The organism is Flavobacterium esculini (assembly GCF_048284325.1).
In the GTDB taxonomy this organism is placed as follows: Bacteria; Bacteroidota; Bacteroidia; order Flavobacteriales; family Flavobacteriaceae; genus Flavobacterium.
Map to the genome: position 1 here is coordinate 1 of NZ_JBLVPI010000013.1, position 13,786 is coordinate 13,786.

A 13,786-nucleotide genomic window follows, 5' to 3' on the forward strand; every position below is an offset into this window, starting at 1 on the left:
TCATAACTTACAATGCAACAATACTGCGGGAATAGCATCTGCATTAGCAGAAACACCTTCAGCTACTGATAACTGCACAGTAACTCCAACTAAAAATTTAGTGAGTGATGTAACCACGGTCGATGCGAATTGTGCCAATGCTTATGTGAGAGTACGTACTTGGAACTTTAGCGATGGTTGCGGAAACACCAGTGCCAATTTTGTGCAAACAATTACGGTAATCGATAATACGGTTCCGGTAGTAAGCACTTCTACTGGTTCATTAAATCATAACTTACAATGCAACAATACTGCGGGAATAGCATCTGCATTAGCAGAAACACCTTCAGCTACTGATAACTGCACAGTAACTCCAACTAAAAATTTAGTGAGTGATGTAACCACTGCAGATGCGAATTGTACCAATGCCTATGTGAGAGTGCGTACTTGGAACTTTAGCGATGGTTGTGGAAACACCAGTGCCAATTTTGTGCAAACAATTACGGTTATCGATAATACGGTTCCGGTTGTCAGTACTTCAACTGGTTCACTCAATCATATTCTTCAATGCAACAATACCGCGGGAATAGCCTCTGCATTAGCAGAAACACCTTTAGCTACAGACAACTGTACAGTGAGTCCAACTAAAAATCTAGTGAGTGATGTAACCACTGCCGATGCGAATTGTACCAATGCCTATGTGAGAGTGCGTACTTGGAACTTTAGCGATGGTTGCGGAAACACCAGTGCCAATTTTGTGCAAACAATTACGGTTATCGATAATACGGTTCCGGTAGTAAACACTTCAACTGCTTCATTAAATCATACTCTTCAATGCAACAATACCGCGGGAATAGCCTCTGCATTAGCAGAAACACCTTTAGCTACAGACAACTGTACAGTGAGTCCAACTAAAAATCTAGTGAGTGATGTAACTACCGCCGATACAAATTGTACCAATGCCTATGTGAGAGTACGTACTTGGAACTTTAGCGATGGTTGTGGAAACACCAGTGCCAATTTTGTGCAAACAATTACGGTTATCGATAATACGGTTCCGGTTGTCAGTACTTCAACTGGTTCACTCAATCATACTCTTCAATGCAACAATACCGCGGGAATAGCCTCTGCATTAGCGGAAACACCTTTAGCTACAGACAACTGTACAGTGAGTCCAACTAAAAATCTAGTGAGTGATGTAACCACTGCCGATGCGAATTGTGCCAATGCCTATGTAAGAGTGCGTACTTGGAACTTTAGCGATGGTTGTGGAAACACCAGTGCCAATTTTGTGCAAACAATTACAGTTATCGATAATACGGTTCCGGTAGTAAGCACTTCTACTGGTTCATTAAATCATACCTTACAATGCAACAATACTGCAGGAATAGCCTCTGCATTAGTAGAAACACCTTCAGCTACAGACAACTGTACAGTAAGTCCAACTAAAAATCTAGTGAGTGATGTAACTACTGTCGATCCGAATTGTGCCAATGCCTATGTGAGAGTGCGTATCTGGAACTTTAGCGATGGTTGCGGAAATACCAGTGCAAACTTTGTGCAAACAATTACGGTAATCGATAATACGGCTCCAGCAGTAAGCACTTCTACTGGTTCATTAAATCATACTCTTCAATGCAACAATACTGCAGGAATAGCATCTGCATTAGCAGAAACACCTTCAGCTACAGACAACTGCACAGTAACTCCAACTAAAAATTTAGTGAGTGATGTAACCACTGCCGATGCGAATTGTGCCAATGCTTATGTAAGAGTACGTAATTGGAACTTTAGCGATGGTTGTGGAAACACCAGTGCCAATTTTGTGCAAACAATTACGGTAATAGACAGTACTCCACCAACTTTTAATGAATCATTACCATCTAATATGACGGTAGAATGTAATGCAATTCCTCCAGTTAAAACATTGACTGCTAATGATAATTGCGGTATTGCAACAGTAAGTTTTTCAGAAACAGAAACTCCTGGAAATTGTCCTGGCTCTTCTACTATTTTAAGAACTTGGACTGCTACTGATGCATGTTTAAATAAAACTTCATATACACAAACTATAAAAGTTCAGGATACAACACCTCCAACTTTTACTCCACCAGCTAACATAACACTTACTAGTGATGAGAATTGTTTTGCAGATACTACCACAGCTTTAACTGGAACAGTAACAAACATCCAAGACAACTGTGATTCTAATCCAACAGCTACATTTGTAGATCATGATTGTTTTGGAAACTCAGAAGACACATCCATAAATACTGGAAGTGGCAATTATTTCCCATTCACTGTTTCAGGTTTTGATGATATAACTGCCAGTAATATTGAAAAACTTGCTCTTGCGTTTGAAGCAAATCAAGGAAAAGGTAGAGTCGAATTTACTTTAGTTTCACCAAGTGGACAAGGAATTGTTTTAGTTGCTCCATATTGTGCCGGAGGAAATTGCGATACCGCATCACCAAGTAATCCAGAATTATATTTACCTGTATTTTACCCTAATGGTTCTACTTATCCAAAATGGAATAACAATAACCCGATACAAACTGATGTTATTCAAAACTTCACCCCATATGGAGCCCTTTCTTCTACAAATACCATCATAGGTTTAAGTTCATATGTGTCAAGTTTTGAAGAGCTTACCGGTAGCATGAATGGAAATTGGTTTATTTATGCGAGAAAGGATGGAACTGCAATTGGTACTATTTATTTCAAAAGTGTTTGTTTAACTCCAGTCGGTTTATGTAAAAACAATAAAGTTATTGTAAGACATTGGTCTGTTAGTGACGCTTGTAAAAATACTGTTGGATTTGATCAGGTAATTAAAATAATTGATACTACTGCCCCAACTTGGACCACTCAAGCTACTGCCTTAAACACTACTATTGAATGTAGTAATACCGAAGCTTTGGCAGCAGCCCAATTAGTATTCCCAATAGCCAAAGACAATTGTGATTTGGATGTTTCCAATATTACAAAGGTAAGCGGTCAATTTATGCCTTCTCAAGGATGTGCCAATGCTGGAACTTATACCAACACTTGGACGGTAAAAGATGAGTGTGGAAACACTTCCGAAGTATTTACTCAGGTTATCACTATTGAAGATACCACCGCTCCAACTTGGTCTACTCAAACTACTGCTTTAAACAGAACTGTGGAATGCAGCGATGCAGAAGCTTTGGCAACAGCCCAAGGATTAATTCCAACAGCTACCGACAAATGTGATGCTGATGTAACCAATATTACAAAAGTAAGCGGTCAATTTATGCCTTCTCAAGGATGTGCCAATGCTGGAACTTATACCAACACTTGGACGATAAAAGATGATTGTGGAAACACTTCCGAACTATTTACTCAGGTTATCACTATTGAAGATACCACCGCGCCAACTTGGTCTACTCAAGCTATTACTTTAAACAAAATTGTAGAATGTAGCGATGCAGAAGCTTTAGCAACAGCCCAAGGATTAATTCCAACAGCTACCGACAAATGTGATGCTGATGTAACCAATATTACAAAAGTAAGCGGTCAATTTATGGCTTCTGAAGGATGTGTCAATGCGGGAACTTATACCAACACTTGGACGGTAAAAGATAATTGCGGCAACACTTCCGAAGTATTTACTCAGGTTATCACTATTGAAGATACCACCACGCCAACTTGGTCTACTCAACCTACTACTTTAAACACTACTATTGAATGTAGTAATACCGAAGCTTTGGCAGCAGCCCAAGGATTAATTCCAACAGCTACCGACAAATGTGATGCTGATGTAACCAATATTACAAAAGTAAGCGGTCAATTTATGGCTTCTGAAGGATGTGCCAATGCAGGAACTTATACTAACACTTGGACGGTAAAAGATGAGTGTGGAAACACTTCCGAACTATTTACTCAGGTAATCACTATCGAAGATACCACAGCGCCAATTTGGTCTACTCAAGCCTCAGCTTTGAATAAAACTGTGGAATGTAGCGATGCAGAAGCTTTGGCAACAGCCCAAGGTTTAATTCCAACGGCTACCGATAAATGTGACATGGATGTTTCCAATATAACAAAAGTAAGCGGTCAATTTATGGCTTCTGAAGGATGTGCCAATGCTGGAACTTATACCAACACTTGGACGGTAAAAGATAATTGTGGGAACTCTTCCGAAATGTTTACGCAGGTAATCACCATTGAAGATACCACAGCGCCAACTTGGTCTACTCAAGCCTCTGCTTTAAACAAAACTGTAGAATGTAGCGATGCAGAAGCTTTGGCAATAGCTCAAGGTTTAATTCCAACAGCTACCGACAAATGTGATGCTGACGTAACCAATATTACAAAAGTAAGCGGTCAATTTATGGCTTCTGAAGGATGTGCAAATGCAGGAACTTATACTAATACTTGGACGGTAAAAGATGAGTGTGGAAACACTTCCGAAATGTTTACGCAAGTAATCACCATTGAAGATACTACCGCCCCAACTTGGTCTACTCAAGCCTCTGCTTTAAATAGAACTGTGGAATGTAGCGATGCAGAAGCTTTGGCAACAGCCCAAGGTTTAATTCCAACGGCTACCGATAAATGTGACATGGATGTTTCCAATATAACAAAAGTAAGCGGTCAATTTATCGCATCTGAAGGATGTGCCAATGCTGGAACTTATACCAACACTTGGACAGTAAAAGATGGTTGTGGAAACACTTCCGAAGTATTTACACAGGTAATCACTATTGAAGATACCACAGCGCCAACTTGGTCTACGCAAGCCTCTGTTTTAAACAAAACTGTGGAATGTAGCGATGCAGAAGCTTTGGCAATAGCCCAAGGATTAATTCCAACAGCTACCGACAAATGTGATGCTGATGTAGCCAATATAACAAAAGTAAGCGGTCAATTTATGGCTTCTGAAGGGTGTACCAATGCCGGAACTTATACTAATACTTGGACGGTAAAAGATGAGTGTGGAAACACTTCCGAAATGTTTACGCAAGTAATCACCATTGAAGATACTACCGCCCCAACTTGGTCTACTCAAGCCTCTGCTTTAAATAGAACTGTGGAATGTAGCGATGCAGAAGCTTTGGCAACAGTCCAAGGATTAATTCCAACAGCTACCGACAAATGTGATGCTGATGTAGCCAATATAACAAAAGTAAGCGGTCAATTTATAGCTTCTGAAGGATGTGCCAATGCCGGAACTTATACCAACACGTGGACGGTAAAAGATGGTTGTGGAAACACTTCCGAAGTGTTTACGCAAGTAATCACTATTGAAGATACGACTGCGCCTATTATTAATGTTGCTGCTTCAAACATAACTGTTGAATGTGATGGTCAGGGCAATCAAAATTTCATTGCTGATTGGCTAGCAAAAAATGGTGGAGCAAGTGCTTCTGATAATTGTTCTGATGTAACATGGTCTAATAACTTTAATGCACTTGCCAACGATTGTTCAACAGCAGTAACTGTGAAATTTACCGCAAAAGATGCATGTGGAAATATTTCTTCAACTTCAGCTACATTTAGTGTAAAAGATAGTACTGCCCCTGTAGCTCCCTTAGCTCCTGCAACAATAACTGTTGCTTGTGCTTCTGATGTGCCTGCAATGGCTTCACTTACCGCTACTGATAATTGTAATGGTCAAATCACCACTCAAGGGATTGATACTATTGTTCAAGGTGAATGTATCAACTCGTATGTTATTAATAGAACTTGGACTTTCACTGATGCTTGTAGCAACTCATCTTCTACTTCACAAATTATCAATGTAATTGATAATACTGCACCTATGATTAGAACACTTCCTGAAGTATCAACTATCACTTGTCCTGAAACGCCTAATTTCATAACAGCTACGGCTACTGATAATTGTGGTTCGGATGTTAAATTGACTTTTTCGGACGTGACTACAAATGGTGCTTGTGCAGGATCTTATTCTGTAACCAGAACCTGGACTGCTACCGATGCTTGTGGAAATGCTTCAACTGCTTCACAAACAATCAACGTTCAAGATACAACTGCTCCAGTTATAGCTGCGTTACCTGAAGCTTCAACAATCACTTGTCCTGCAATGCCTGTATTTGCTCAAGCAATTGCAACTGACGGATGTGGCTCTAATGTATCTTTAGCTTTTGAAGATAAAACTACAAATGGTCAATGTGCGGGTTCCTATTCTGTAACCAGAACTTGGAAAGCAACTGATGCTTGTGGAAATGCTGCTACTGCTACTCAAACTATTAACGTTCAAGATATAACTGCCCCGATTATCGCTCCATTACCTGAAGCTTCAACTATATCTTGTCCTGCAGCACCTGCCTTCTCTCAAGCCATTGCAACTGATGGATGTGGCTCTACTGTAACTTTAGCTTTTGAAGATAAAACAACAAACGGTCAATGTGCGGGCTCTTATTCAATAACTAGAACTTGGACGGCTACAGACACTTGTGGAAATGCTGCTATGGCTTCACAAACCATAAACGTTCAAGATACAACTGCTCCGGTTATCGCAGCATTACCTGAAGCTTCAACTATATCTTGTCCTGCAGCACCTGTGTTTGCTACGGCAACAGCTATAGATAATTGTGGTTCGATTGTAACTTTAGCTTTTGAAGATAAAACTACAAATGGCACATGCGTAGGGTCTTATTCTGTAACCAGAACCTGGACCGCTACCGATACTTGTGGAAATGCATCAACAGCTACGCAAACCATCAATATTCAAGATACAACTGCTCCGGTTATCGCAGCATTACCTCCAGCTTCAACTATCTCTTGCCCTACAACACCTGTATTTGCTTCGGCAACAGCTACTGATAATTGTGGTTCGATTGTAACTTTAGCTTTTGAAGATAAAACTACAAATAGCACATGCACTAGCTCTTATTCTGTAACAAGAACTTGGACAGCAACTGATGCTTGTGGAAATGCTGCTACGGCTTCACAAACCATAAACGTACAAGATACAACGGGTCCTACAACTGCTTCCGTATTTAGCCCATCGATAGATGTTAATTGCAATGCGATTCCTGCTAAACCAGAACTTGTATTTGCAGACAATTGTTCCGCAGTATCTCCTGCAGTATTTACGGAGAATATTATTAACAGAACCCAAAATTCTTATTCAATTATTAGGGAATGGAATGTTGCCGATGTTTGTGGAAACACATCAAAATTTGTTCAAATAGTGAATGTAACTGTCGCCAATGGTGGTTTAACAATAGCTAGCTCTGCTTGTAATGCAGACTCATCAACTATTGACCTAAATAGTTTATTGCCTCAGGGTACTTCTACAAACGGAACATGGACTTGGACAAATACAGTTAACGCAAGTGCCTTACAAGGCAGTATATTCTCCCCACTAGATATTCCTGTTGGAGATTATGTTTTTGAATATAAAATCAATGGAGTGGATTGTCCTTTAAGCATGGTTGTAAATATGAATGTAAACTTTGATTGTAAAGTATTGGGATGCGGAACAATATTAGTTCATAATGCCTTTTCACCAAATGGGGATGGAATCAATGAAAATTTCATAATCGATAATATCGATGATAGTATCTGTTACCCAGATAATACAGTTGAAATTTACAATCGATGGGGTGTATTGGTTTTTGAAACTACTGGTTATAATAATACCAGTAAAGTATTTAAAGGTATTTCAGAAGGTAGAACAACTATCAGTCAATCATCTGGTTTACCTACAGGAACTTACTATTACATCTTGAATTATACTTCATTTGATAACTCCGGAAAAACGCTAACCAATAAAAAAGACGGTTTTTTATATCTTACTAAAAATTAAAATTTTATTGCCTAAGGACTTCGTTGTCCTCAGGTTTAATAAAAATATAATGCCAATAGCCCTATTTCCTGAATGATAAACAGTAATCAAAACTATCAAATGACCTGTCGAATTCTTAGAAATGAGTTCGATAGATAATTTAAAATAATAAACAGCTGCTATGAAAACAAAATTATTTTCTTTCGTTTTGATGTTTACAGCCATTGTAAGTTTTGCACAACAAGATGCTCAATTTACTCAATACATGTACAACACAATCAATATTAATCCCGCTTATGCAGGATCTAGAGGCGCTTTAAGTATTTTTGCATTACACCGTACACAATGGGTAGGACTCGATGGGGCACCAGTAACTAACGCTCTGTCTATGCATACACCTCTTAACGCAAGTACCTTAGGATTAGGAGTATCGATTATAAATGATAAAATTGGTCCTACTCATGAAAATACCATCTCGGCTGATTTGTCTTATACCGTTCCAACTTCGGAAATTTTTAAACTTTCATTTGGTATTAAAGCAACAGCTAATCTTTTTGATTTGGATGTAACCAGACTAAATCCTGCGGATGATGACCCAAGCTTGCATGATTATAATAATAAATTCTCCCCAAATATTGGCGCAGGTATCTATTGGCATTCAGATAAAGCTTACGTTGGCCTTTCCGTTCCTAACTTTATAGAAACCAATCGTTATGATGATAATGAAGTGGCTATTTTTAAAGAAAAAATTAATTACTACTTGATTGCCGGTTATGTATTTGATTTGAATAATTATATTAAATTTAAGCCCGCAGTTCTCGCCAAAATGGTTGAGGGTGCTCCGCTTCAAACGGATATATCTGGAAATTTTATGTTCAATGAAAAATTTGTCGTGGGACTTGCCTATAGATGGAGTGCTGCTTTAAGTGCTATGGTTGGATTTCAGGTTTCTGAAGGTTTGTATATAGGATATGGATATGATCATGATACGACTAATTTGGACAACTATAATTCTGGGTCCCATGAAATTTTCCTACGCTATGAATTATTCAAAAACAACAACAAAATCACCACTCCTAGATTCTTCTAAAAATAAGTTTATGAAAAAAAATACGCTCTTTTACATAACAATAGTAACTATTTTTTCTTTTAAAGGGTATACTCAAAATTCAAAATTTTATGTAACAGATAAAATAAATGATAAATATGCCTATGTAGATGTTATAAAAACCTACGAAAGAGTAGCAGAAAAAGGGTATAAATCAGTAGATCTATTTAAAAAACTGGGAGATTTGTACTTCCAGAGCACTGATTTAGAAAAGGCTGCCCAATGGTATTGTGAATTATTTGCCATGAATACTAATGATTTAGAACCTGAATATTATTATCAATATGCTAAATCTTTAAATTTTATTGGTCAAAATGATAAAGCAAATGAGATACTAGAGAAATTAAAACAAAAATCAGAGGTTGTAGTCGAGCTAAAAAATCGAAAACGACGATAAAATCACAAGTTAAAAATTCTTCTAAAAACAATTATTATGAAAAATATTATACTCCTTTACATAACAATAGTAAGTGTTTTTTCATTTAACATTTATTCCCAAAAAGCAAGAGTAACTGCAGCTGATAAAAAGTATGATAACTATGCTTATGTAGACGCTATAAAAACCTACGAAAGGGTTGCTGAAAAAGGGTATAAATCTGCAGACATGTTTAAAAAATTGGGGAATGCCTATTACTTCAACGCTGAGCTGGACAAAGCTGCCAAATGGTATGGTGAATTATTTGCCATGGACACTACCAATTTAGAACTGGAATATTACTATCGTTATACGCAGTCTTTAAGATCCATTGACCAAAATGATAAAGCCAATGAGATGATGGAACTATTCAATCAAAAATCAGCAAACGATATTAGAGGAAAACTTTTCAAAAAAAATACCAATTATTTAGAAGCTATAAAAGCTAATTCAGGTAGATATCAGGTAGAAGATGCAGGTATTAATTCGAAATACTCTGATTACGGAACCGCTTTATATATGAATAAAATCGTATTTGCTTCAGCTAGAGATACAGGAAGTTTAGGACAGAGAAAACACAAATGGACCAATCAATATTTTACAAATTTATACAGTGCAGATTTAGGCGATAAAATGACTACAAGCACAGCTAAAAAATTTGATAAAACTATAAATTCAAAGTTTCATGAATCTACTCCTACTTTTACAAATGATGGAAAAACCATGTATTTTACCCGAAATAACTATCTTGATGGTAAAAAAGGAAAAGATGGAGATAGAATCACTTTAATAAAAATATATAAAGCTAGTTTAGAAAATGACAAATGGGTTAATATAACTGAACTGCCTTTTGACAGTGACAATTACAGTACAGCGCACCCTGCTTTAAGCCCTGATGGGAAGACATTATATTTTGCTTCAGATATGCCGGGAACGATTGGTCAATCTGATTTATTCAAGGTGAAAATAAATGACGATGGCAGTTTTGCTACTCCCGAAAACTTAGGAAATACAATCAATACTGAAGGAAAAGAAACCTTTCCATTTATAAATGATGAAAATGAACTTTATTTTGCCTCAGATGGGCATCCGGGTCTTGGTGGATTAGATGTTTTTATGTCCAAAATAAGTGAAGACGCTACATTCAATGAAGTTCAAAATGTAGGAGCTGATGTTAATTCGCCTAAAGATGATTTTGCTTATTTAATTGACACAAAATCAAGAAGAGGATTTTTTAGTTCCAATAGAGATGGTGGACAAGGTTATGACGATATTTATAAATTTTTGGAAACGAAAAGACTCATTTGTGAACAATTTTTATATGGCGAAATAACAGATATAACTACCAAAGAATTACTACCTAATACTAAAATAACTTTGTACGACAGCCAATTTAATTTAGTGAACACTACTACTTCTGATGATAAAGGTAATTATTCTTTTACTGTCGAATGTGGAAAAACTTATAATGTAAGAGCTGAAAAACCAGAATACACCACCAAAGAACAAAAAATTACCATTGCTTCAACAAATGGAAAAACATACTTACCTATCGGATTGGAAAAATCAAAATGTAAAGTAACCGTTGGTGATGATTTGGGTAAATGTTTTGGAATAAAAATGATTTACTTTGACTTTGATAAATCTAATATTAGAGTAGAAGCTGCAATTGATTTAGAAAAAATATTAGATGTATTAAATCAATATCCTAGCATGAAACTTGATATTCGCTCCCATACAGATAGTCGTGGAACTTTCGAATACAATGAAGCTTTATCAGATAGAAGAGCTAAAGCAACTATAAACTGGCTGATCAAAAATGGAGTCGATCCCAATAGATTAATTGGTAAAGGATACGGAGAGACACAGCTTGTAAACAAATGCGCTGATGATGTAGAATGTACAGAAGACGAACATCAATTCAACAGACGTAGCGAATTTATAATTACGGCCTTATAAAAACGGTTTGAGATTATAATTCCACAATCTAATCAAAGTTATATATTATCATAAAGGCTACCTGAGCGCAGCCTTTATGATAATATATCCTTAATTATATTTTGGCAAAAATATTGGTATAATATTTTTTACCTGTAGATGGATTCACTCTAATTGCAATACCAAAATGAGTAAAACTACCTTCAATATTTTTTTTATGTTCAGGGCTTGCCAACCAAGCATTTAAAACAGACTGTGAAGAATTATAATTATAAGCAATATTCTCACTTACAGATTTAGCACCTAGGACATTCATAATATTTTCAGAACGAGCTAAAAAATCATTATGATCAACCACATTATTGATAATCATGTAATTATTATGCTCTTCTGACTTCAGAGAGATATAATTAATTTTTCCCAAAGAATTTAACCCAATGCTAACTCTATAAGTATTAATTAAATTCAAAGTTTCGATTTCAGAAGTGTTATAATTATAATCGACTATTTTTTGATAAGACGTTGCGGCTAATGTTGGTAATTCAGGATTATCTGAAGAACAAGAAGATATCACAAAAAATAAAAAACTGAGAAATAAAACACGAAATAATACTGATGTCATATTAAATTAAGGGATTAAATTAACAAGTTGTAAACTACACATTTAGAATTATTTCAATCGTTATAGTTTGACCGTTTGTAAATGTATATATAACACTTCAAAAATCAAGTGATTTAAAAAAAGATAACAATATTTTTTAAAAAACACTTTTTTATTACATTTCGATAAAAAAATAAATTTATTGTCAATTTTATTCCCAAAGATTAAATACTCTGTATTATACCACTTCAAAATTAAAATTTTACCATTTCAATAGACTACAGTCAACTATCTAACGTCTAATAAAAACAGAGAAGGTTGCCTTTTAGACAGAATACAACATTTCAACTACAGTAATAAAATAAATAGTAACTTATATTTTCACAAAGATATTGGTAAATCCTTTTTTACAGGCCACAGTATATCTAAGATTGAGATACTAAAATGAGTAAAATTCCCTTTAATATTTTCTGTTAACCAGAACAATAAACCTAATATTTAAAAATAGTCTGTGGATATTGTAATTGCAAACTGAACTTTAATTTAATAAGGTTATCAAAGTCCTAAAAATCTATAAACAGAAAAAGGCTGTCTTTTGGGGGGAAGACAGCCTTTTAATACCAAAAATAAACAAAAAATTAACTTATATTTTCGCGAAGATATTTGTGTAATATTTTTTACCCGTTACTGGATTCTCTCTTATAGAAATTCCAAAATGAGTAAAATTGCCTTCAATATTTTCTTTATGTCCAGGACTAGCTAACCATGCATTTAAAGCCGCTTGAGGTGTATTGTAATTATAAGCGATATTTTCGCTTACAGTTTTAGCACCTAAAACTTTGATTATATTTTCAGAACGAGCAACAAAATCATTATGATTAACTACATTATTAATAATCATATAGTTGTCATGCTCTTCTGACTTATAAGACATATGATTAATTTTTTCTAAAGGATTTAATCCTACACTAACTCTGTAAGTATTTATCAAATCCATAGTTTCTATTTCAGAAGTATTATAGGTATAGTTAACTACCTTTTGGACAGTAGCATTTTCTGTTGTTGCTTCAGAAGCATCTGACGAACATGAATTCATAGTGCATATCACAGCCACGAGCAATAGTGCACGAAGTAATTTTAGCTTCATAATAGAGTAGTTTAAGTTTAAAGTAGATTGTGGGGCAAACTTCTTTAATGTTTTTACAAATATTGTCTTTAATTATATTTTAAAAGTACATATTTTATCGCTAAACTACCAAATAAAATCGACGAACTACATCATAAATATTTTTTTATATGTATTATTCTTACATTATGGAGATAATCGATCAATTTTCCAAGAGAAATCTTCTTGACATATATATCTAATTCTATCATGCAATCTGTTAGGTCTTCCTTGCCAAAATTCAACTTCTAAAGGAGTAACCAAAAATCCTCCCCAATACTCCGGTCTTGGAATAACCATACTTTCAAAATCTTTTTCTAATTGTTTAAGATTATCCTCTAAAAATTCTCGTGAAGGCACAACTTCACTTTGGTTTGATACTATCGCTCCTAACTTACTCCCATCAGGTCTGGATTCAAAATAATTATCTGAAACGTTTTCTGACGTTTTCTGGGCAATCCCTTTTATAATAACCTGACGTTCCATAGTATGCCAAAAGAACGAAAGACATACTTTAGGGTTATTGGCAATAGCCTTCCCTTTTTCTGAATTATAATTGGTGTAAAAAATAAATCCTTCTTCATTGAATTTTTTTAACAAAACAACTCTGGACTTTGGAAAGCCATCTAAACCAATTGTTGAAACGGTCATGGCATTAACTTCTTCATTGACACCAAAATCTTCTGCTTGATGAAACCATCTATTAAATAGGTTTATTGGGTCTTCTGGAATATTGGATTCTAATAATTCACTCTTTTCGTAGGATTTCCGATAATTGCTTAAATCACTCATTTTTTTAAATT

7 protein-coding genes are annotated in these 13,786 nt (G+C 35.6%); 4 read left to right on the top strand and 3 right to left on the bottom strand.

Features of this window, described 5'->3' with window-relative positions:
- The first annotated feature begins 100 nt into the window (after positions 1-100).
- The 4 genes from ACNQGG_RS11805 to ACNQGG_RS11820 all read left to right on the top strand — a co-directional run bounded on the left by ACNQGG_RS11805 (position 101) and on the right by ACNQGG_RS11820 (position 11,238).
- Positions 101-7,777, top strand: a complete 7,677-nt coding sequence (locus ACNQGG_RS11805; RefSeq protein ID WP_417964206.1) for a gliding motility-associated C-terminal domain-containing protein — start codon at positions 101-103, stop codon at positions 7,775-7,777.
- 160 nt (positions 7,778-7,937) lie between these two features.
- Positions 7,938-8,846, top strand: a complete 909-nt coding sequence (locus tag ACNQGG_RS11810) for a PorP/SprF family type IX secretion system membrane protein (protein WP_417964208.1) — start codon at positions 7,938-7,940, stop codon at positions 8,844-8,846.
- Positions 8,847-8,856: 10 nt separating this feature from the next.
- Complete coding sequence (locus ACNQGG_RS11815; protein WP_417964210.1) at positions 8,857-9,261, top strand: tetratricopeptide repeat protein; 405 nt, start codon at positions 8,857-8,859, stop codon at positions 9,259-9,261.
- Between the two features lie 36 nt (positions 9,262-9,297).
- Entirely contained in the window at positions 9,298-11,238 is a 1,941-nt protein-coding gene (locus ACNQGG_RS11820; protein ID WP_417964212.1) for an OmpA family protein, read from the top strand.
- Between the two features lie 94 nt (positions 11,239-11,332).
- Here the strand turns inward: ACNQGG_RS11820 and ACNQGG_RS11825 are convergent, their stop codons facing one another.
- The 3 genes from ACNQGG_RS11825 to pdxH all read right to left on the bottom strand — a co-directional run bounded on the left by ACNQGG_RS11825 (position 11,333) and on the right by pdxH (position 13,775).
- Positions 11,333-11,839, bottom strand: coding sequence for a CAP domain-containing protein (locus ACNQGG_RS11825; RefSeq protein ID WP_417964214.1), 507 nt, complete (start codon positions 11,837-11,839; stop codon positions 11,333-11,335).
- Between the two features lie 622 nt (positions 11,840-12,461).
- Positions 12,462-12,965 (bottom strand): CAP domain-containing protein, encoded by a 504-nt coding sequence (locus ACNQGG_RS11830; protein WP_417964216.1) that lies wholly within the window; start codon positions 12,963-12,965, stop codon positions 12,462-12,464.
- A gap of 165 nt (positions 12,966-13,130) precedes the next feature.
- A complete protein-coding gene (pdxH, locus tag ACNQGG_RS11835) occupies positions 13,131-13,775 on the bottom strand; it encodes a pyridoxamine 5'-phosphate oxidase (protein WP_417964218.1) in 645 nt (214 codons plus the stop codon).
- Between the last annotated feature and the right edge of the window lie 11 nt (positions 13,776-13,786).

Coding starts and splice junctions, on each gene's coding strand:
- ACNQGG_RS11810 (WP_417964208.1), top strand. CDS start 7,938: ATGAAAACAAAATTATTTTCTTTCGTTTTGATGTTTACAGCCATTGTA.
- ACNQGG_RS11815 (WP_417964210.1), top strand. CDS start 8,857: ATGAAAAAAAATACGCTCTTTTACATAACAATAGTAACTATTTTTTCT.
- ACNQGG_RS11820 (WP_417964212.1), top strand. CDS start 9,298: ATGAAAAATATTATACTCCTTTACATAACAATAGTAAGTGTTTTTTCA.
- ACNQGG_RS11825 (WP_417964214.1), bottom strand. CDS start 11,839: ATGACATCAGTATTATTTCGTGTTTTATTTCTCAGTTTTTTATTTTTT.
- ACNQGG_RS11830 (WP_417964216.1), bottom strand. CDS start 12,965: ATGAAGCTAAAATTACTTCGTGCACTATTGCTCGTGGCTGTGATATGC.
- pdxH (WP_417964218.1), bottom strand. CDS start 13,775: ATGAGTGATTTAAGCAATTATCGGAAATCCTACGAAAAGAGTGAATTA.